This window comes from Kineococcus rubinsiae (assembly GCF_011839805.1).
GTDB classification, from domain to species: Bacteria; Actinomycetota; Actinomycetes; order Actinomycetales; family Kineococcaceae; genus Kineococcus; species Kineococcus rubinsiae.
The window spans coordinates 28,735-49,443 of the sequence record NZ_VWPY01000028.1 but is presented as its reverse complement, the minus strand read 5'-3'; the positions used below and the strand labels follow the sequence as shown (position 1 = coordinate 49,443).

The 20,709-nt window shown below is 73.5% G+C and carries 18 protein-coding genes; 2 read left to right on the top strand and 16 right to left on the bottom strand.

The features are described 5' to 3' along the window. Positions 1–229 precede the first annotated feature (229 nt). The 10 genes from F1544_RS25870 to F1544_RS14060 all read right to left on the bottom strand — a co-directional run bounded on the left by F1544_RS25870 (position 230) and on the right by F1544_RS14060 (position 10,262). Entirely contained in the window at positions 230–1,381 is a 1,152-nt protein-coding gene (locus tag F1544_RS25870; protein WP_208971865.1) for a dienelactone hydrolase family protein, read from the bottom strand. Between the two features lie 2 nt (positions 1,382–1,383). Continuing rightward, the gene (locus F1544_RS14100; protein WP_167586436.1) at positions 1,384–2,901 is read right to left on the bottom strand and encodes a mannitol dehydrogenase family protein; all 1,518 of its coding nucleotides are present in this window, start codon (positions 2,899–2,901) and stop codon (positions 1,384–1,386) included. Then, a complete protein-coding gene (locus F1544_RS14095; RefSeq protein ID WP_167586408.1) occupies positions 2,901–4,484 on the bottom strand; it encodes a UxaA family hydrolase in 1,584 nt (527 codons plus the stop codon). Before F1544_RS14095 ends, F1544_RS14100 begins: the two co-directional genes overlap by 1 nt. Beyond that, positions 4,481–5,512, bottom strand: a complete 1,032-nt coding sequence (locus F1544_RS14090) for a LacI family DNA-binding transcriptional regulator (RefSeq protein ID WP_167586407.1) — start codon at positions 5,510–5,512, stop codon at positions 4,481–4,483. The genes F1544_RS14095 and F1544_RS14090 overlap by 4 nt, the downstream gene beginning before the upstream one ends. A 72-nt stretch (positions 5,513–5,584) precedes the next feature. Further along, positions 5,585–6,319 carry a FadR/GntR family transcriptional regulator gene (locus F1544_RS14085; RefSeq protein WP_167586405.1) on the bottom strand — a complete coding sequence of 245 codons (735 nt, stop codon included), beginning with the start codon at positions 6,317–6,319 and terminating at the stop codon, positions 5,585–5,587. Between the two features lie 10 nt (positions 6,320–6,329). Beyond that, on the bottom strand, positions 6,330–6,677 hold the full coding sequence (locus F1544_RS14080) for a histone-like nucleoid-structuring protein Lsr2 (protein ID WP_167586434.1): 348 nt from the start codon (positions 6,675–6,677) through the stop codon (positions 6,330–6,332). A gap of 92 nt (positions 6,678–6,769) precedes the next feature. Continuing rightward, positions 6,770–6,931, bottom strand: coding sequence for a hypothetical protein (locus tag F1544_RS14075; RefSeq protein WP_167586403.1), 162 nt, complete (start codon positions 6,929–6,931; stop codon positions 6,770–6,772). Between the two features lie 33 nt (positions 6,932–6,964). Then, positions 6,965–8,476, bottom strand: a complete 1,512-nt coding sequence (gene lysS, locus F1544_RS14070) for a lysine--tRNA ligase (RefSeq protein WP_167586401.1) — start codon at positions 8,474–8,476, stop codon at positions 6,965–6,967. Positions 8,477–8,499: 23 nt separating this feature from the next. Next, positions 8,500–9,357: a pantoate--beta-alanine ligase gene (gene panC / locus F1544_RS14065; protein ID WP_167586399.1), complete on the bottom strand. Its 858-nt coding sequence runs from the start codon at positions 9,355–9,357 to the stop codon at positions 8,500–8,502. Continuing rightward, positions 9,354–10,262, bottom strand: a complete 909-nt coding sequence (locus F1544_RS14060) for a Rossmann-like and DUF2520 domain-containing protein (RefSeq protein ID WP_308470074.1) — start codon at positions 10,260–10,262, stop codon at positions 9,354–9,356. Before F1544_RS14060 ends, panC begins: the two co-directional genes overlap by 4 nt. A gap of 64 nt (positions 10,263–10,326) precedes the next feature. On the opposite strand from F1544_RS14060, the gene F1544_RS14055 reads away from it, so the two are divergent. Then, a complete protein-coding gene (locus tag F1544_RS14055; RefSeq protein WP_167586396.1) occupies positions 10,327–11,415 on the top strand; it encodes a putative glycoside hydrolase in 1,089 nt (362 codons plus the stop codon). A gap of 36 nt (positions 11,416–11,451) precedes the next feature. Then, positions 11,452–13,269 (top strand): DUF4832 domain-containing protein, encoded by a 1,818-nt coding sequence (locus tag F1544_RS14050; RefSeq protein ID WP_167586394.1) that lies wholly within the window; start codon positions 11,452–11,454, stop codon positions 13,267–13,269. Positions 13,270–13,288: 19 nt separating this feature from the next. On the opposite strand, the gene pelF is transcribed toward F1544_RS14050, so the two are convergent. The 6 genes from pelF to rfbF form a co-directional block, all read right to left on the bottom strand. Beyond that, complete coding sequence (gene pelF / locus F1544_RS14045) at positions 13,289–15,001, bottom strand: GT4 family glycosyltransferase PelF (RefSeq protein ID WP_167586392.1); 1,713 nt, start codon at positions 14,999–15,001, stop codon at positions 13,289–13,291. 50 nt (positions 15,002–15,051) lie between these two features. After that, a complete protein-coding gene (locus F1544_RS14040) occupies positions 15,052–16,464 on the bottom strand; it encodes a hypothetical protein (RefSeq protein ID WP_167586390.1) in 1,413 nt (470 codons plus the stop codon). Between the two features lie 279 nt (positions 16,465–16,743). Next, positions 16,744–18,030, bottom strand: a complete 1,287-nt coding sequence (locus F1544_RS14035) for an NAD(P)H-dependent oxidoreductase (protein ID WP_167586388.1) — start codon at positions 18,028–18,030, stop codon at positions 16,744–16,746. After that, entirely contained in the window at positions 18,027–18,572 is a 546-nt protein-coding gene (gene rfbC / locus F1544_RS14030) for a dTDP-4-dehydrorhamnose 3,5-epimerase (protein ID WP_167586386.1), read from the bottom strand. Before rfbC ends, F1544_RS14035 begins: the two co-directional genes overlap by 4 nt. Further along, complete coding sequence (locus F1544_RS14025; RefSeq protein WP_167586385.1) at positions 18,569–19,615, bottom strand: NAD-dependent epimerase/dehydratase family protein; 1,047 nt, start codon at positions 19,613–19,615, stop codon at positions 18,569–18,571. The genes rfbC and F1544_RS14025 overlap by 4 nt, the downstream gene beginning before the upstream one ends. 42 nt (positions 19,616–19,657) lie before the next feature. After that, positions 19,658–20,485 carry a glucose-1-phosphate cytidylyltransferase gene (gene rfbF, locus F1544_RS14020; protein WP_208971864.1) on the bottom strand — a complete coding sequence of 276 codons (828 nt, stop codon included), beginning with the start codon at positions 20,483–20,485 and terminating at the stop codon, positions 19,658–19,660. Between the last annotated feature and the right edge of the window lie 224 nt (positions 20,486–20,709).

Sequence of the window (20,709 nt, the reverse complement as noted above, 5' to 3'; positions counted from 1 at the left end):
CCGCGCTGCGCCGGGGGGAACGTCGTCCTGCCGATCGGGTGGAGCGGGTCCCAGGGCTCGAACCTGGCTCTCTCCGGTGGAGCCGGAGTGCGTCCCCACCGGACGCCTGACCCGCACGGAGCGCGACCCTCGTGGGCCTCGCTCGCCCTTCCACTGTGCCCTGCCCGTCACCGCGGGGGGAACCCCCGTCACCCGGACGGCGGCACTGCCCCGGATCGCCGGGAGCGGGTCAGCCGGCGGCGAGGTGCTCCGCGAGGAACGCCCACGCCTCGTCCTGCATCGCGACGCCGAAGGCGTGACCGCCCGGGTGCTCGGCGCCGCGGTAGGTGCCGGTCGCGGCGTGCCGCTGCTGCAGGCGCTCGTGCGCGGCGCGCATCCCGGCCGGCGGGAACAGCTCGTCGTCCACCGCGTACTGCACGAGCAGCGGCCGCAGCGCCGTGAGGTCGGGCAGGTCCGCGAACCGGGCCAGGCCGGGTGAGTGCAGGAGCCAGGAGTGGGTGTCGACGTGCGTCCCCACCAGCGCGGCCGTCGTCGACATCATGCAGGCCACGACGTGCGCGCGTACCCGCTCGTCGAGCGCGGCCAGCAGCAGCGCGCGTCCGCCGCCGCCGGAGAACCCGAACGCGCCCAGCCGGCCGGGGTCGACGCCCGGGAGGGCCGCCAGGACGTCGAGGGCCCGCAGGTCCTCGTGCACGACCGCCCCGGTGAACGTCGTCCCCAGGACGCCCGCCACCTTGGCCAGGGTCTCCTCGTGCAGCTGCGCGTAGGCGTCGTAGCGCTGCGCCGCGCTGACCCGGACACCCGCGGCCGCCCAGGCCGCCTCGCGCGCGGCCAGCCAGGGCGCCCACTTCGGCGAGGGCCGGGTCAGCGGGAACCGGCGGCTGCCCCACGAGAACGTGTCGTGCACCAGGACGGCGAAGCCGCGGCGGGCGAGGTCGTTCGCGGCGGCGCGCCCGCCGTAGCCCGGGAACCGCTCCGGTGCAGCGTCGTCCGGCGGAACCCCGTCGTCGACGAGCTTGGCGGCCCCGGTCCACTTGGCGCCGCCGTGGCAGTGCAGGCCCAGCACCCCGGGCAGGGTCCCGGAGCGGCCGGCCGGGCGCAGCAGGGAGGCCCGCGTGCGGGGGCCGAAACCCACATCCCACGACAGCGCGATGACGTCCACGTTCCCGACCCGGCGGGAACCCTCCTCGCGGACGGCCGGTGGTTCCGCGGGCCGCCGGGGCAGGCCGAGCACCGCCGCGAGGTCGGGCTCGCCGCGGTGCGCGGGCAGTTCCCGGCGCAGGAACGCGGGCCAGTCCTCGAACCCCTCGATCGCGTCGGGAGGAGCCGCGTCCCCGCCGACCTCGGTGTTCCCGCCGACGCCGATGCCCCCCTCGGCCACGCTCAGCCCGCGACGGTCTCGCGGACCGCCCCGGCCACCCCGTCCCGGGTCAGCGCCTCCAGCGACTCCCCCACCAGCGCGCGGAACCGGTCGTCGGCGGGCAGCGCGGTGCCGAACACCTCGGGGACGCCCAGCAGGGCGTCGGCGACCGCGCCGGGCGACCCGGCGCCCGCGGTGACCTCGGCCAGGTGGGCGGCCAGCGGGTCGTCGACGGGCAGCGGCACCCCGGTCTCGGAGCGCGCGGTGGAGACGTAGCGCATCCAGGCCGCGACCCCGAGGCAGGCCACGCGGGGTTCGCGCCCGGCCGCCAGCGCGTCGGAGATCGTGCCCAGCAGGCGCTGCGGCAGCTTCTGGCTGCCGTCCATGGCGATCTGCAGGGTGCGGTGGCGCAGCGCGGGGTTGGCGAAGCGGTCCAGCAGGTCCTGCTGGTAGCGCGCCACGTCGAACCCCGCCGGCACCGCGAGCGTGGGTTCGACGTCGTGCGCCATGAGCCGGGCGACGAGCGCGGCGATCCCCTCGTCGGCGACCGCGTCGGCCACGTGCTCGTGACCCGCGAGGACGCCGAGGTAGGCGAGCGTGGAGTGACTGCCGTTCAGCAGGCGCAGCTTCATCGCCTCGAAGGGCGCGACGTCGTCGGTGAGGACGGCCCCGGCGCGTTCCCACGCGGGGCGGCCCGCGGCGAAGTCGTCCTCGACGACCCACTGCCGGAACGGTTCGGTGACCACGACGCCCTCGTCGCGCAGGCCCAGCAGGCGCTGCGCCTCGTCGCGGTCGGCGGCCGTGGTGGCGGGCACGATCCGGTCCACCATCGAGGACGGGAACCGCACCGACTCCTCCACCCACGCGCGCAGGGCGTCCCCCGCGGGCAGGGCGTCGCAGAACTCCGCGACGAGGCCGCGCAGCACAGCGCCGTTGGCGGGCAGGTTGTCGCAGGAGAGCAGGGTCAGCGGGCCGGCGTCGGCGTCGCGGCGGGCGGCGAGGCCCGCCACGAGCTGCCCGACGACCGTGCGCGGCGCGCGGCCCGCGGCGAACCCGTCGAGGTCCGCCGCCACGTCGGGGTCGCCCCGGCGCAGGCGGCCCGTCGCCGGGTCGTGGCGGTAGCCCTTCTCCGTGACCGTCAGCGTGACCACGCGCGTGGTGGGCGCGGCGAGCAGCTCCCGCAGGCGGTCCGGCGCCTCCCCGGCGAACACCAGCTCCCGCACCGCGCCGACGACGCGGGCCTCGCTGCCGGCCGCGTCGTGGGCGAGCACGGTGTAGAGGCCGTCCTGCGGACCCAGCTGGTCCACGACGGTGCGGCTGCGCTGCGTCACACCGCAGATGCCCCAGTCGCCGCCCGCGGCCGCCACGGCGTCCTCGGTGTAGACGGCCTGGTGCGCGCGGTGGAACGCGCCGATGCCGAGGTGCACGATGCCCACGCCGAGGGAGGCCGGGTCGACGAGCGGGCGGTGGCGCCGCTCGACGGAGGGCAGGGTGGCCAGCGAGAGCCGGCCGGGAGCTTCCGGGGGCGTCGGGGTGGTCATCACATCACCGCCCCGAGCTGCCACGGCTGGAACTCCTCGTCGCCGATGCCCAGCTCCTCGCTCTTGCTGCGCCGACCGGAGGCGGTCTCGAGGATCAGCTCGAACAGCTCCCGCCCGGCCTCCTCGACGCTCTGCTCGCCCGCGAGGATGCGCCCGCAGTCGACGTCCATGTCGTCGACCATGCGCGCGTAGATGTCGGAGTTCGTGGCCAGCTTCAGGCTCGGCGCGGGCTTGCAGCCGAACACCGACCCGCGGCCGGTGGTGAAGCAGACGACGTTCGCCCCGCCGGCGACCAGCCCGGTCACGGAGACCGGGTCGTAGCCGGGGGTGTCCATGAACGCGAACCCCTTGGCCGTGATGGGTTCGGCGTACTCGTAGACCGCCTCCAGCGCAGCGCTGCCGCCCTTGGCCACGGCCCCCAGGGACTTCTCGAGGATGGTCGTCAGGCCACCCGCCTTGTTCCCGGGCGAGGGGTTGTTGTCCATGCTGCCGCCGTGGGCCGCGGTGTACTCCTCCCACCAGCGGATGCGCCGGATCAGCTTCTCGGCCACGGCGGGGTCGGAGGCGCGGCGGGTCAGCAGGTGCTCGGCGCCGTAGACCTCGGGCGTCTCGGCCAGCACCGAGGTGCCGCCCTGCGCGACGAGCAGGTCGGAGGCGACCCCGAGCGCGGGGTTCGCGGTGACCCCGGACCACGCGTCGCTGCCGCCGCAGTTCAGGCCCAGCACGAGCTCGGACGCGGGCACCGGCACGCGCTGGTTCGCGTCCACGACGGGCAGGAGCTCCTTCACCCGCTCCACCCCCGCCTTCACGGTGAGGGTGGTCCCGCCGATCTCCTGGATCGTCATGGCGGTCACGGGGATCCCGGGCGGCAGGTCGAAGCCGGCGGTGAGCGCCGCGACCTGGTTCATCTCGCAGCCCAGCCCGATCACGAGCAGGGCCGCGAAGTTGGGGTGGCGCGCGTAGCCGGTGATGGTGCGCTTCAGCAGCTGCGCCCCCTCGCCCAGCATGTCCATGCCGCAGCCCGTGCCGTGGGTCAGGGCCACGACCCCGTCGACGTTCGGGAAGGCGTCCAGCGCCCCGGGCCAGCGGAACGTGTCGGCGATGCGGCGCGCGGCGTTGGCCGAGCAGTTCACCGACGTGAGGATCCCGATGTAGTTGCGGGTCGCGACCCGGCCGTCCTCGCGCACGAAGCCCTGGAACGTGCGGCGCTGCTCCGGCGGCACCAGCACGGTCGGGCGCGCGTCCACGCCGACGTCGTAGCCCCCGCTGTCGTCGGCGCCCGCACCGGCCTGCGAGGCCGTGAAGGCGAGGTTGTGCACGTGGACGTGCTCGCCCGCCGCGATCGGCACGGAGGCGAGGCCGATGAGCTGGCCGTACTTGCGCACGGCCTCGCCCGCGGCGACGTCGCGCAGCGCGACCTTGTGCCCGGCCGGCACGTCGGAGCGCACCGTCAGCGCACCCTCGCCGCCCAGCTCGCCGAGGCCGACGACGGTGCCGGCGGGCAGCGCCTCGCGGGCGACCGCGACGGTGTCGCCGGGCGCGAGGCGCAGCAGCAGCGCGGCTGCGGAGGTGGACGTCGTCACGAGAGGGCCTCCAGGGGGGCGGGGACACCGGCGCGCACGGCGTGCGGCAGCGGCGGGACGGTCGTCGCGCGCACGACGAGCTGGGACGGCAGCGTCCGCACGACGTCGGAGTGCCGGCCCGGGTGGGCGAGCAGGTCGAGCAGCAGCTCGACCGCGGCCCGCCCGGCGGTCTCGGTCGGGGCCGCCACCGTGGTCAGGGCGGGGGTGGTCATGGCCGAGACCTGGGTGCCGTCGAAGCCGACGACGCTCATCTCGGCGGGCATCACGACGCCGCGGACGGCGAGCCGGTTCATCACGCCGAGCGCCATGAGGTCGTTGTAGGCCAGGACGGCCGTCGCGCCGCTGGCGAGCACCAGGTCGGCCGCGGGCAGCCCGGCCTCGAACGTGGGCGGGAACGGGCCGAGCTCGACCACCTCGACGCCGCAGGCGGGAGCGGCCGCGCGCAGCCCGCGCAGGCGCTCCCCCGCGGACCAGGACCGCTCCGGGCCGCGCAGGTGCGCGACGCGGCGGTGCCCCAGGGCGGCCAGGTGCTCCACGGCCTGGCGCATGCCGTCGGCGGCGTCGAGCAGGACGCTCGGCCGCCCGGGCGAGCAGCGGTTCACGAGCACCAGGGGCGTCGTCCCGGCGCTGCGCTCGAGCTCCTCGTCGCCCATCCGGGCCGAGCACAGGACGATGCCGTCGACCTGCTTGCCCATGGCGGCGACCAGCTCGGCCTCCACGCGGGGGTCCTCGGCGGCGTCGGCGAGGAAGACGACCTGCTGGGCCTCGCGGGCCCGGGCGTGGGCGCCCTTGAGCACGGCGCTGAAGAAGGGGTTGGCGACGTCGGGCACGACGACGCCGATGTTGCCGGTGCGCCCCGTGATGAGGCTCCGCGCGGCGCGGTTGGGGTGGTACCCGAGCTCCTCGGCCACGGCCAGCACGCGGTCGCGCGTGCTGGCGCGCACGAGGTCGGGCACGGCCAGGGCGCGGGAGACCGTCGAGACGGACACCCCGGCCCGCCGGGCCACCTCGTGGATGGTCACGGCCATGCAGCACCCCCCGCAGCGTTGTTGCTGCACACATTGCAAAGGTTTGCAGCGGGTGTCAAGCCGCCCGCGCGGTCAGCCGTCGAGGCCCGAGACCCTGGCCTCGGCGTAGAACCCGACGATGTGGGCGCGCACGGCGGCCGACGCGGCGGCCGGGTCCCCCCCGCGGACGGCCGCGAGGATGCCCGCGTGCTCGGCGCGCAGCCGCCGCGCGGTGCCCGCCCAGTCCGGCAGCGCCGCCACGGCGGTCATGACGTAGGAGTGCACGGCCTCGCGCAGCGCCACCATGACCGCGCTCACGAGGACGTTGCCCGCGGCGTCGGCCAGGGCCACGTGGAACTCGGCGTCGAGGCGGTGGAAGGCGTCCGCCGACAGGGACTCGGGCTCCATCGCGGCGAGGAGCTCCTCGGCGCGGGCGATCGCCGCGGTGGCGGGATCAGCGGAGGCGGGATCAGCGGAGGCGGGGTCGTGGGTGGCCGCGGCGGCCGCGGCCCAGGTCTCCAGCAGGACGCGGGCGTCGACCACGTCGCCGATCGGCAGCGCCCGCGTGCCCAGGTGCAGCCGCACGGCGGCGGACAGCGGCACGGCCGGGTCGGCCACCACGACGGTCCCGGCCTCGGGGCCCGAGCCGACCCCGGCGCGCACGACGCCCATGGCCTCCAGGACGCGCACGGCCTCGCGCACCGACGCCCGGCTCACGCCCAGCTGCTCGGCCAGCGCCCGCTCGGGAGGGAGCCGGCCGCCGAGCCGTAGCCGGCCGGCCGCCAGGTCGGCCTCGATGCGCGCCAGCACCGCCTCGTGCGTGCGCACCCGCGGGGGGTCAGTGGGCGTCGTCGTAGGCCTGGATGACCTCGGCGGAGATGCGGCCGCGGTCGGAGACCGTGAAGCCGTTCTCCTTGGCCCAGGTGCGCACGGCGCCGGTGTCGCGGCCCGGCTCCGAGGACGCGGCGGCCTTCGCGGCGCGCGGGGCGGAGCGGCGGGCGGGGGTGCGGGCGCCGACCCGGCGGGCGTGCCCGACCCAGGTGGCGAGGCTCTCGCGCAGCGCGGTGGCGTGCTCGGAGGACAGGTCGATCTCGTAGTTCACGCCGTCGAGGGAGAACGACAGGGTCTCGTCGGCGTCGCTGCCGTCGATGTCGTCCATGAGGATGACCTGGACCTTCTGCGCCATCTCGAGCACCACTCCCTGGATATCGGCCGTTCATCCACGGAATGCGGACGCCATTCAGGGTGCTGCTTCCGGCGGCCTTTGTCAAAAAGCCTTCAGGAAGGCCCGGGACCCTCGTCGCGGGATTGCCGGAGCTCGCGGCGCACCTGCGCCTCGGCGGCGCGTTCACGCCGGTCGGCGTGCAGGATCGAGCGGATCAGCAGCAGGAAGAGCACGAGCAGCCCGGCGGAGGGCAGAAGAGCCGCGAGGACGTCCACACCCTCAGGGTACGTCAGCCCCCCAGGGGTGCCTCAGCGCGTCTTGACCAGCGGGAAGAGGATGGTCTCGCGGATCCCGAGGCCCGTGAGGGCCATCAGCAGGCGGTCGATGCCCATCCCCATGCCGCCCGAGGGGGGCATGGCGTGCTCCTGGGCGCGCAGGAAGTCCTCGTCGATCCGCATGGCCTCGTCATCACCCAGGGAAGCGAGCCGGGCCTGTTCCTCGAAGCGTTCCCGCTGCACCACGGGATCCACGAGTTCGGAGTAACCGGTGGCCAGTTCGAAACCGCGGACGTAGAGGTCCCACTTCTCCACGACGCCTTCCACGCTGCGGTGCGCGCGCGTCAGCGGCGACGTCTCCACGGGGAAGTCGCACACGAACGTGGGGGCGTGCAGGGAATCGGCGATCCGGTGTTCCCAGAGTTCTTCGACGAGCTTTCCGTGCGTCCACCGGGCCTCGTCGACGGCGACGCCCAACCGGGCCGCGACGGCGTGCAGCTCGGCCACCGACGTCTGCGGCGTGATCTCCTCGCCGAGAGACTCCGACAGCGACGGGTACATGCCGATGCTGGCCCACTCGCCGCCGAGGTCGTACTCGCTGCCGTCGGCCAGGGTCACGACCTGCGTGCCGAAGGCCTGCTGCGCGGAGGTCTGCACGAGGTCCTTGGTCAGGGCCCCGATCGAGTCGTAGTCGCCCCAGGCCTCGTACGCCTCGAGCATCGCGAACTCCGGGGAGTGCGTGGAGTCCGCGCCCTCGTTGCGGAAGTTCCGGTTGATCTCGAACACCCGCTCCAGGCCGCCGACGACGCAGCGCTTGAGGAACAGCTCCGGGGCGATGCGCAGGAACAGGTCGGTGTCGAAGGCGTTGGAGTGCGTCACGAAGGGCCGGGCGGAGGCCCCGCCGTGCTGCACCTGCAGCATGGGGGTCTCGACCTCCAGGAAGCCGCGGTCGTCCAGCGTGCGGCGCAGCGAGCGGACGACGGCCGAGCGCGCGCGGACCGTGACGCGGGCCTCCTCGCGCACGATGAGGTCGACGTAGCGCTGGCGCACGCGCGTCTCCTCGGACAGTTCCCGGTGCAGGACCGGCAGGGGCCGCAACGCCTTCGACGCCATGAGCCACGCGTCCGCCAGCACCGACAGCTCACCGCGCTTGGAGGAGATCACCGCGCCGTGCACGAACACCAGGTCGCCCAGGTCCACGTCGGACTTCCAGGCCGCGAGCGCCTGCTCGCCGACGCCGGCCAGCGACACCATCACCTGCAGGCGCGTCCCGTCACCCTCCTGCAGGGTCGCGAACGCGAGCTTGCCGGTGCCCCGCTGGTACACGACGCGGCCGGTGATCCCGACGACGTCGGTCGTCTCCTCGCCCGGCTGCAGGTGCGCGTAGCCCTCGCGGACCGCGGCGAGCGTGGTCGTGCGCGGCACCGAGACGGGGAACGGCTCGACGCCCGCGGCGAGCATGCGGTCGCGCTTGTCGCGACGCACCCGCACCTGTTCGGGGGTGTCGTCGGAGTCCTCGGGGCCGCTCGCCGCGTCGTCGTTCACGGCCCCAGGTTATCGGGAGGGGCTCAGCCCTCCGCACGGCCGATCACGAGGGGGACGTTGTCGATCAGCCGGGTGGAACCCACCCGGGCGGCGACGGCCAGCAGCGCGTCGCCGCGGAAGTGCTCGGGCACGTCGGCGAGCGTGACGGGGTCCACGAGCGCCAGGTAGTCCACGCGCGCGGCGGGTTCGGTGCGCAGGACGTCGCGCGCCGCCCGGCGCACGGCGCTGGGCCCCTCCGCGGCGGCGGCCTCCCCCGCGGCGAGGCTGCGGTGCAGCACGAGGGAGACCTCGCGGTCGAACGGCGAGAGGTAGCGGTTGCGGCTCGACATCGCCAGGCCGTCGTCCTCGCGGACGGTGGGGACGGCGACGACCTCCACCCCGAGGTCGAGGTCGCGGACCATGCGGCGCACCAGCAGCAGCTGCTGCGCGTCCTTCTGCCCGAACAGGCACACGTCGGCGCGCGTGAGGTTCATCAGCTTGGCGACGACGGTCAGCATCCCGTCGAAGTGGCCGGGCCGGCTGGCGCCCTCCAGGACGTCGCCGAGCGCGCCGGCGCTGACGCGGACCCCGGGTTCGCCGTCGGGGTAGACGACGTCGGGGCCGGGCGCGAAGACGACGTCGGCGCCCTCCGCCGCGGCGAGCGCGAGGTCGGCGTCCAGCGTCCGCGGGTAGCGCGCGAGGTCCTCACCGGCGCCGAACTGCAGCGGGTTGAGGAACACGGTCACCAGCACGGACCCCCCGCGGGCACGGGCCTCCCGCACCAGGCGCGCGTGCCCGGCGTGCAGGGCGCCCATGGTCATGACGACCGCCACGGGAGCCTGCAGCGCACCGCGGGCCGCGGCCAGCTCGGCGCGGGTGCGGGCCACGACGAGGTCGCTCACGGGGTGTCCTCTCCTCCGGGCTGCAGGGCGGCGGTCACCGCCTGCGCGACGGCCGGGGACAGGCGTCCCGACGCCAGCGCGCGATCGGTGGCCGCACGGGCCAGCTGAGCGTAGGTGGTGGCGGTGGCCCCGTCCGCGCGGGCCCGCAGCACCTCGAGGTGGCGGGCCACGGTGCCGGCGTCGCCGCGGGCCACCGGACCGGTCAGGGCGGCGTCGCCCGCGGCGAGCGCGTTGTCCAGCGCCGCCGTCAGCAGGGGCCGCAGGACCGCGGCGGCCGGGTCGTCCTCCCCGCTGCCGTGCAGGACGGGGCGCAGCGCGGCGAGGGCCTGCGCGACGAGGGTGACGAGGTGGTTCGCGCCGTGGGCGAGGGCCGCGTGGTAGAGCGGCCGGTCGGCCTCGGCGACGACGACGGGGGTGGCACCCCACTCCCGCACGAGGGCCTCCGCGATCGGCAGCAGGACGGGCGAGACGGTCACCGCGACCGCCGCGCCCGGCAGCCGGGCCAGGTCGAGGGAGGTCCCCGTGAAGGTCATCGCCGGGTGCAGCGCCAGCGGCAGCGCCCCGGCCGCCGCGGCGGGCGACAGGACGGCCGTGCCGTGCAGCCCGCTCGTGTGGGCCACGAGCTGCCCCGCCCGCACGTGCGGCACCGACTCCGCCACGAGCGGGCCGAGGACGTCGTCGGGGACCGCGAGCACGACGAGGTCCGCCGCGAACGCCTGCACCACGGGGATCCACCGCACGCCCGGCAGCAGGGCCTCGACCCGCTCCGCCGCGTCCTGCGAGCGGGCGGCGACCCCGACCACGCGGTGGCCGGCCGCCCGCAGCGCCGCCCCGACGACGGGGCCGACGCGGCCGGCCCCGACCACCGCGATGTCGAGCCTGCCCTGCGCGCCTGCGAGTGCCACGCCCGCACCGTAGCCTCGTCTCAGCGCGGGCTCCGCCCCCGAGCCCTGCGCTAGTGTCCGCGACATGCCCCGACGCCACGGTGCGTGGGTGCGCTACGGCGACCCCATCGACGACGCCCAGGTCGACTTCGCGATCGAGAACTACCAGGTGGCGATCCTGCAGCCCTGGGAGACCGGGGCGCTGGAGCGCCTGAAGTCCGCGCGGCCGGACATGACCGTCCTCGCCTACAAGTGCCTCTCCTCCACCCGGGACTACGAACCCGGGCCCGTGTACAGCTCGGGTGTCTGCTTCGAGGAGGCCGAGGAGGGCGGCGAGCACTGGTTCGCCCACCGCCTCGACGGCTCGCGCATCGAGTGGGCCACCTACCCGCGCCACTGGCAGATGGCGGTGTGGGAGGAGGAGTACCAGGAGCGCTGGTGCGACAACGTCGCCGACGAGCTGGAGGACTCCGTCTTCGACGGCGTCATGGCGGACAACGACGTGTTCGACGACTACTACGGGATCCACCCGCCGATCGAGGGGGACCGCGGGATGGCCGAGATCCGTGCCACCCTCGACGAGTTCGTTCCCCGCGTTGGACGGCGGCTGCAGGGCATGGGGAAGCTGCTCGTCCCCAACATCGCCGAGTCCCGCAGGGACCCGGGCCGCTGGGACCGGCACGCCGCCTACGGAGGGGGTTTCGAAGAGGTCTGGCTCGGCTGGAGCCCCGAGGACCACTTCGACCCGCAGACCGTCCTGGCGCAGGCCTACGAGGTGGCCGGTCCCGGCCTCACCGTGATGCGCGTGCCCTCTGACGGCACGGACGACCACCCCAACTTCCGCTACGGCCTCGCCGCCTTCTGGGTGTTCGGCGGGGGCCGGGGAGGAGCGCTGGCCGCGACCGCGCACGACGGCTACTCCGTCACCCCCTTCATCCCGGAGCTGAACTGGGACCTCGGTTCCCCCACGGAGGAACCCCGCCAGCGCGGCAACGGCTGGTCGCGCACCTTCACGAACGGGTGGGCGGCGGCGAACCTCAACTCCGCCAGGCGGAGGAAGATCACCTACGACGTCCCGCCGGGCCTGCACGACGCGCAGGGCCGACCGGCTCCCGAGAAGGTGACCGTCACCCCGCACGGAGGCGCGGTCTTCGTCCGCGACCCGGAGGCCTGAGCTCAAGGTCCACCCCGCCGGGCCCGAAGCGGGAGGATGGCCCGCTCCCACGCCCGCCCCCGGCTCCTCGCCACCGCCGCCGCTCTCGCCGTGGTCGCCACGGTGGTCCAGGGGCGAGCCGCCACCGCCGCGGACGGTGGGGCCACCGGTCGCAGCGACGAGGTCTACACGGCCTCCACCGCGCAGATCGCCAACCCCGAGCGCGGCTTCTTCCACTACAGCGAGACGCACGAGACACCGGGGGGACGCCGCCCGCTCGACCCCGCGGAGCTCACGCGGTGGCGCACCACCGAGGGCGTGACGCTCGTCTACCGCATCCACTACCTCGAGGCGTTCCGGGGCACCGACGTCCTGGCTCCCGACGTGCTCAGCTCCGTCGCCGCGGACCTCGCCGCAGCCCGTGAGGCCGGCGTGAAGCTCGTCCTGCGCTTCGCCTACTCCGCCGACGACGACCAGGACGCCCCGGCCCCCCGCGTGGTCGCGCACGTCCGTCAGCTCGCTCCCGTGCTGAACGCGGGTGCCGACGTCGTGGCCGTGCTGCAGGCGGGCTTCGTGGGCCGCTGGGGCGAGTGGTACTACACGCGCAACTTCGCGGGCGACCCCGCGCAGCCCTGGGTCGTGGACGACGCGCACCAGGCGACGCGCGACCAGGTCCTCGACGCCCTCGTCACGAACCTCGACCCGCGGGTCCACCTCCAGGTGCGTTACCCCGCACTCGCCCGGCGGACCGCGGCGGGGCCCACCGCGTCCCGCATCGGGCTCCACGACGACTGCTTCCTGGCGAGCGCCGACGACTTCGGCACCTTCCCCGCCCCCACGGACGCCGCCTGGCTCGAGCAGCGCTCGCAGACGGCACCCGTCGGCGGCGAGACGTGCGCCGTCGCCGGAGCGCGGTCCGCGTGGGCCTCGGCGGCCACCGACCTCGCCCGCTTCCACTGGAGCTTCCTCAACGCGGACTACCACCCCGACGTGCTGGCGTCCTGGGGGCCTGCGGGGTTGGCCGAGGCCCGCAAGCGCCTCGGGTACCGGCTGCGTCTGGTCCGGGGGTCCTTCCCCGGCCCCGTGACCGTCGGGGCGGGCACCTGGGTGTCCCTCACCGTGCGCAACGACGGCTACGCGGCGCCCTTCTCCTCGCGGCCCGTGCTCCTGCAGCTGGTCGGCCCCACCGGCACGACGACGGTGCCCGTCCCCCTGGACGTGCGTGCCCTCCTCCCGGGGCGGGACGTGACCGTGCAGGTGCCCCTCACCGCTCCCACCGCGGCAGGCTCGTACGCGCTCCGCCTCGCCCTGCCCGACGCGTCCCCGTCCCTGTCCTCGCGAGCGGAGTACAGCGTGCAGCTGGCCGACGTCGGGACCTGGAACCCCTCCACGGGTACCAACGACCTGCACCGGTCGCTCACTATCCTCCCGTCCGCCGGGGGCGACGTCCCTCTGAGCACTCTCCGGCCGCTGGCCTCCAGCAACGGCTGGGGTCCCTACGAGGTGGACCGCAGCAACGGCGAGGCGGCTGCGGGCGACGGACGACGGATGTCGCTGCGCGGGACGACCTCCACCACAGGTCTCGGCGTGCACAGCGCCTCGGACCTCGAGTTCGCCGTGCCCCCCGCGACGTCCCTCTTCCGCGCCCGGGTGGGCGTCGACGACGAGGCCGCGGGGCAGGGCAGCGTCGTCTTCAGCGTGTACGTCGACGGGGTGCTGCGCTACCGGAGCCCGACGCTGACCGGGCGCAGCGCACCGCAGGACGTCGCGGTCGCCGTCACCGGCGCCGCCCGGCTGCGTCTCACGGTCGGCGCCACCGCCGACGGCGCGGCGCACGACCACGCCGACTGGGCGGACGCGCGCCTCACCCGGTGAGGACGAGGCGCGCGGGCCGCTACCGGGTGGTGTGGCGCGGTTCGCGGGCCTCGTCGAAGACGGTGAGGTCCAGGACGCGCGGGCGCCGGCGGGGTGTGGGCAGGTGGCGACCCTTCCCCCGAGGCGCCGGAGGCGTCTCGAGGGTGTTCTCGGCGAGCCCCGCCAGCTCCTTGTAGAGCCGGTTGTAGGCGCCCATCGCGTCCTCGAGCTGGAAGAAGCCGGCCACCCGGCCGCGGGCGTTGGCCGCCATCCGCTGGTAGAGGTCCGGGTCGGCCATGACGCGCTGCAGGGAGTCGGCCATCTGACCGAAGTCGTCCGGCTGGACGAGGAGCCCGCACGGCCCCCAGGTCCGGCCGCCGGGCGTGGTGAGCGGGTCGTCGATGAGCTGGGCCATGCCGCCGACCTCCGTCCCGACCGTCGGGATCCCCGCGGTCATCGCCTCGAGCACGACGATCGGCTGGCCCTCGTTGTGGCTCGGCAGCACCAGCACGTCGTAGTCGCCCAGGAGCTCGCGCACGTTCACCGTGCCGCGGAAGACGAAGTAGTCCTCGACCCCCAGCAGCTTCATCTTGTCGCGGCAGTGCATGTAGTAGTCGGGGGTGTGGTCGGTCGGCCCGAGGACGTCGATGCTGAAGTTCGTCACGCCGCGCTTGACCAGGAGGTCGACGCTGGTGATGAGGTCGGCGAGCCCCTTGATGGGGACGACGCGGGCGATGAACACCAGGCGCCAGACGCGGTCGGGGCCACCGTCGAGGACAGCCGGCAGCGCCTCGATGCGGCGACGGGCGACCTCGTCGAACTCCCGCACCACCATCCCGTTGGGGATGACGACGCTCTTCTCGACCGGGGCCCCGAGGTCGGCCGCCTCGGTGATGGCCTTGGGGTAGAGGTAGCTGATGACCTCCGCGCTCGGGTAGGTGAAGCGCCCCATCTCGGTCCACCACGCCATCCAGGCCCGCTCCTGCGGGGTGACGTCGAAGGTGCGGTAGTCGGTGGCGCTCAGCGTGAGGGCCATGCTCCGCCCGAGCAGGGTGTTGACCGTGTCGCGGACGTACAGGTTGTGCTCGGTGAGGAAAAACTTCCCCCCGTTCTGCCGGGCGCCGGCGGCACCCAGGACGGAGGCGTACCCCGTCGTGTGCGCGTGGTAGACGGACGCGGACGGGATGTCTCCACCGAGGACGGCGTAGGCGAGGGAGAAGAACTCGCGCATCGTCCAGAAGGTGTCGACCAGCGGCAGGCCGAGGCCTGGCAGCCGGTCGCGCGTGGCCTCCATGAACTCCCGCGTGCCCAGCAGCGCCCAGAGCGGGTACTGCTGCGTCCGCGGGTTCATGCCCTCGTCGTACAGCGACCACAGGGGAGCCGGGTCCCCGTCGACGACGGCGTCGATGGCGTCGTAGACGCGGTGGGCCAGCTTCCTGCGCGCCGCCGACCGCATGCCGAGCATGCGCGGAGTCAGCACCATGAAGTCGTCGCGGTGCGCCTGCATGCTCAGGTACACCGGGTGGACCCACGCCACGTTGCCGGGCATGCCGTAGAGGTCCTCGTGCGGCGAGTCGGCGTCCCACGTGATGTGGATGATGCCGAAGGTCAGGTCCTGGTTGCCCTTGACGATGTCGTGGACGACGGCCGAGACGCCCCCCTTGAGGTAGGGGTAGGTCGACTCCATGACGATCGCGACGTCGACGTGCGGGCGGTCGGCGGCGGCGGTGGGCGTGGTGGGTGCTGCGGGCATGCCCGGGGCTCCTCGGTCTCTCGGTGCGGGAGGGAGACGGCGCTCGCGGGTCACCAGGCGGTCGCGTGACGCCAGAACAGGGTGTACTCGGGGTTCCGCCAGTGCAGGAGGCAGGCGGCGAGGGCGAGGACGAACACCGCCGCGTCGAGCGCGACGAGGAGCCCGTAGGTGGCGCCCACGCCGCTCACGGTCAGGAACACCACCGTGCAGAGGACGAGGTGCACCGCGCTGATCGCCTGCGCCGCGGCACGACGGCCGACGTAGTCGAGCTTGTAGCAGAGGATGGTGATCATCATGAAGGTCCACGAGGCCAGCGAGACGAGGCCTACGGTCTGCAGGTCGGCCGGGGCGAGGGTGGCCGCCAGCAGGGTGACGACGAGCCCCAGCACCGCGCCGAGGAGGCCGGTCGTCGCGACGCTCGAGGTGACCAGGTCGGCCAGGCTGCGGGAGCGGTGCGCGAGGACCGAGTAGGGGTCGCTCTCCATGGAGGCCCGCACCACCCCGACGGAGTCGTCGAAGCTCGGCGCCAGGCGGACGAAGTAGAAGTTGTAGGCGAGGACCGCGGGCAGCAGGGCCAGGAACACGGTCTGGACGGCGAAGCGGCCGTCCGTGACGACGAAGAGGAAGAGCTTGTCGGACCAGAGGACGGCCCCCAGCAGGATCCCGCGCACGAGGTCCGCCGCCACGTCGCGGTGGTCCAGGCGCGGAGGACGCCGCAGCGACGCGAGCTCCCGGGCAAGCGGCAGGACCTGGACGGCGAGACCGGCCAGCGGCGGCAGGAACCACCAGGTGGGGGCCACCGCCAGAGCGGCGGCGTACACGGCCCAGGCCAGTGCCCAGCGTCCCCGTCGACGCCCGACGTTGGTGAGGATCAGCGACTGGGCGAAGAGGACGTGCAGCAGGCACAGGACCACGTAGCCGGCGAGGGCTGACGGCGAGAAGCGCAGGAACAGCTGCACCGGCACGACGAAGAGCACGACCGCGGGCAGCGTCTGCACGAAGGTCCAGGGCCACGTCGCGCAGAAGCGCTTCTCGATCTTCTGGAGGTCACCCTCGAGGATGAGGTGCCCGATCGCCCGGTAGAGCGGCAGGCACACGGCCTGGCTCAACCAGGGCACCGTGAGCGACGACGCGAGGAGGACCGTCGTGAGCGGTGTGCCCCCGATGTCCGCGCCGGCGAGGCGGCTGCTCGCGAAGGGGAACACCAGCGTGAGGAGCACGACGGGCGAGAGGTGCAGGACCAGGTCCCGTCCGCCGCGCGCGGCGGCGGCCCAGCCGGAGGCGCGACGGCGGGAGCGCACCACCACGAAGGCCGCGGCGACGAGGACCACGAGGGCGACGACCGGCCACAGCAGGCCCTGCGCCGCGGCGGGCGAGCGCAGCAGCAGCAGCGTGGCGAGGAGCAGGGCCACGGTGGTTCCGACGACGGCACGCTGGACAGGGCTGCTGGGCAGCAGGAACATCCGGAGAACTCCAAGATCGCAGCGCCGGGGCCTGGTGCGGCGTGGGCGGGAGGGAAGAGACCACTCGGGGCGAGGCGGCGTCTTCACCCTCACGAGGTGCGCGTCGTCCGCACAGCCCCACCTCGTCACCACCCACTGTAAGCGGCTTCCCATGCCGTGGAGAACTCAACCAGTGGATTCCGCGGGGCAACTTTGCGTGACTTCTCGTCACTCACCCCTGGACGCAGGGAACCCCCGACGCGGACGTGCGTCGGGGGTTCCCTGTGCCGGCGGCACGGCTCACGCCAGCAGGGCCGCCTGCTCGGCGCGCAGGGCGTCGATGAGCCGGCCCTGCGGCAGCACGACGTCGTCGTAGGTCAGGACCTGGTCCTTGGCGACGGCGTGCTTGAGGACGCAGCCCTCGGCGACCCCCATGGGCAGGAGGTTCTCCGCCTTGGTGGCCGCGTAGGTCTCCGCCACCCCGTAGGTGTCGTACCCGCCGAGCCGGTCGATCTCCCGGCCGGCCGCGAGGTCGGTCTTGGCCGTGGTGACGACCTCGACCTTCACCTCGTCGCCCGGCACGATCGCGGCGTCGCCGAACAGCACGGCGCGGGCGACGGTGAGCGGGACCTCGAAGTGGCACAGGTGGTACGGCGTGTAGAACGAGTACAGCGGGCCGGTGCCCAGCTTGTAGAGGTTCAGGTAGTGCTGCTGCTTGGGGTCGTCGTGCGTGCCGAGCACGTAGACGCCCGGGCCCGGCTTGGACCCGACGACGTAGTCCACGACCCCGCCGAGCTCCTTGAGCTGGTCCACGTCGTACATCGTCGTGAGCTCGTCGACGTGGCCGCGGTGGTCGGCGCCGCGCATGCCGCGCTTCTCCACGGAGAACCCGGCCGCGTTGGCGACGAGCGCCTGCTCGAACGACACCTTCGTGCCGTCGGCGAAGCTCGTGACCATGTACGGGTCCTGGCCCCACTGCTTCGCGAACCCCTCCTGGGTGGTGGGGTTGCGGTACTCGTCCTGCAGGCCCTTGATGTTGCCGGCCACCAGGGGCGTGACGCCGATGCTGCGCACGAACCGGATGAGGTTCATCTGCACGCCCGGCTGGTCGCCGTCGCAGCCGGTGTAGATGACGCCGGCCTTCTCGGCGCGGGTGCGCAGCGCGAGGCCCGCGGTGCCGTCGACCTCGGCGTTCAGCAGCACGATGTGCTTGCCCGCCTCGATCGCCCGGACGACCACGTGCGCGCCGTACTCGGTGTTGCCCGTGGCCTCGATGACGGCCTCGACGCGCTCGGCGTCGACGACGGCCTCGTAGGAGGAGGACACGACCGGGGTCCCCGCCGCGATGGCGCGGTCGACCGCCGCGGCGTCGTCGGCCTCGACGATCCCGCTGAGGCCCGCCTGCTCGTAGGCGTCGCGGGCCTTGGACACCGTGCGGTTGGCGATCGCGACGAGCTCCATGCCGGGCACGGAGTTCACGACCTGGTTGACCACGCCGCGGCCCATGAACCCGGCGCCCACGAGCGCGACGCGGATCGGGCGGCCCTCGGCCTGGCGGCGCTTCAGCGCGTTGTCGACGATGATCACGTCAGCACCGCCCCGTCGGCCAGCAGGGTCCAGGCCGCGTCCTTCTCGCTGATGACCGCGACGTCGCGTGCCCAGGGCAGCGCGAGGTCCGGGTCGTCGTAGCGCAGGCCGCGCTCGGTGCCCGGGGTGTAGGCCTGGCTGACCTGGTAGACGACCTCGGCGCCGTCGGTCAGCGTCAGGTAGCCGTGCGCGAAGTACGGCGGGACGTACAGCGCCCGGCGGTTGTCCGCGGTCAGCTCCACCGCGACGTGCTGGAACCGGGTCGGGGACCCGGGGCGCAGGTCGACGATGATGTCCTGGATCGCCCCGGCGGTGCAGCGCACCAGCTTCGCCTCGGGGGCGGGATCGACCTGCGTGTGCATCCCGCGCAGCGTGCCGGCCTTGTGGTTGAACGACAGGTTGCACTGCTCGACGGCCGGGACGAGCCCCGCGTCGAGGAACTCCTGGCGGTCGTACGTCCGCGCGAAGAACCCGCGGTCGTCGCCGCGCAGCTCGAGGTCGACGATCGCGACGCCCTCGATGTCGGTGGTGGTGATCTTCACTTGCCGGCCACCGCCGTCGCGCCGGTGCGCCAGAACAGCTCGGAGTCCAGCTGCTGCGTCCTGATCAGGTGCTCCAGCTGCTTCAGGCGCGTGTGGCCGCGGCCGGTGAAGGTCTCGGTGTCCAGGTCGATGGCCTTGAAGACCTCGATGAGCTGGGCGGCGCCCTTGTCGGCGTTCCAGTCGCAGGAGAACCCGGGCAGCTGGGAGTGGATCTTGTCGAAGTTCACCTTGTAGCTGCGGTTGTCGCCGTTGCTCGTGCCGAAGGTGATCTCCGCCTCGGGCAGCGCGCGGCCGACGGCCTCGGCGATCTCCCGCACGCGGTAGACCTGCTCGGAGTCGCCCACGTTGAAGATCTGGTTGTGGATCGCCTCGCGGGGCGCGTCGAGGACGGCGCGGATGGACTTGGCGATGTCGAGGCCGTGGACCAGCGGGCGCCAGGGCGAGCCGTCGGAGGTCATGGCGATCTTCTTCGTCGTCCAGGCGAGGCCGGCGAGGTTGTTCAGCACGATGTCGAAGCGCTGGCGGGGCGAGGCCCCGTAGGCGGTCGCGTTGCGCATGAACACCGGGGAGAAGTCGTCGTCGGCCAGCGGCGCGACGTCGCGCTCGACGAGGGCCTTGCACTCGGCGTAGGCCGTCTGCGGGTTCACCGCGGAGGTCTCGTCGACGGTGTCCTCGGCCACGCCGTACACCGAGCACGAGCTCATGTAGACGAAGCGCTGGACGCCGGCCTTCTTGGCGATCTCCGCCAGCCGCACGGACCCCTTGTGGTTCACCGTGAAGGTGACGTCGGGGATCAGCTCGCCGAGCGGGTCGTTGGACAGCTCGGCCATGTGCACGACGGCGTCGGCACCGGCGAGGTCGGCCTCGGTGACGTGGCGGATGTCCTTGGCCAGGGTCTCCACGGACGCGGACACCCCGTTGTAGAGCCAGCCGTTCTTGTAGTAGCCCGTGTCGACGCCCACGACCGAGTGGCCGGCGTCGAGCAGGGTCGGGGCGAGGAGCGCGCCGAGGTAGCCCTCGGTGCCGGTCACGACGATCTTCACGGTGTTCTCCGGTTCAGTCAGCTGGTCGCGGTTCGGGGGTGCTCAGTCTTCCCAGAGCTTCCAGGGGGCCTTGCCGGAGTCCCAGAGCTTGTTGAACTCGGTCCACTCGCGGAAGGTGTCCATGCCCAGCCAGTAGCCCTCGTGCTGGGAGACGGTCAGCTGGCCGTCGCGGGCGACGTCCTGCAGCGGCTTCTGCTCGAGCATCATCTCGGGGTCGTCCTCGAGGTACTTGTCCGCGAACTCGCGGTCGAACACGAAGAACCCGCCGTTGACCCAGCCGTCGGCCAGCGTCGGCTTCTCGTTGAACTCGGTGACGGTGTCGCCCGTGACGTGCATCTCGCCGTAGCGGCTGGAGGGGTGCACCGCGGTCACGGTGGCCATCCGGCCGCCGGCCTCGTGGTCGGCGAGGGTCTTCAGGACGTCGACGTCGCCGAGCCCGTCGCCGTAGGTGAGGAGGAACTTGTCGGCCGTCAGGTGCTGCTCGACGCGCTTGATGCGCGCGGCCGTCGCGGTCGTCAGGCCGGTCTCGACGAACGTGACCTCCCAGTCCTCCTGGACCCCGCTCGTGTGGAACGTCGGGGCCTCCTGGGTGGAGAGGTTGAGCGTGAAGTCGCCCGCGTTCAGCCGGTAGTCGAGGAAGTAGCGCTTGATGAGGTCGCTCTTGTAGCCGAGGCAGAGCACGAACTTGCGGAACCCGTAGTGGCTGTAGAGCTTCATGATGTGCCACACGATCGGCCGGCCGCCGATGTCGACCAGGGGCTTCGGGAGCTTCTCGCTGGCCTCGCGGAGACGGGTGCCCATGCCTCCGCAGAGGATGACCACCGGGATCTCGGACACGGGCGTCGGCGCGCTGTTCGTCGTGGCGCTCATCTGTCGGTTTCCCTCACTCGGACGTTCCATCGCGGAGTGGGGGTGGAGCAACAGGGAAGGGCGGCGACGGCGCACGACCCCCCACGAATCAGCGCCACCGGAATCCCTGGTCAGGTGCGTGGCGAGGCTACTACAGGGCGCCCGACACGGAGCGTGAACTTCACCCCTGGGGACCAACGGCGGGCGTAGGCTGCGACGGTTTGACCACTGCTTGGAATCGACCT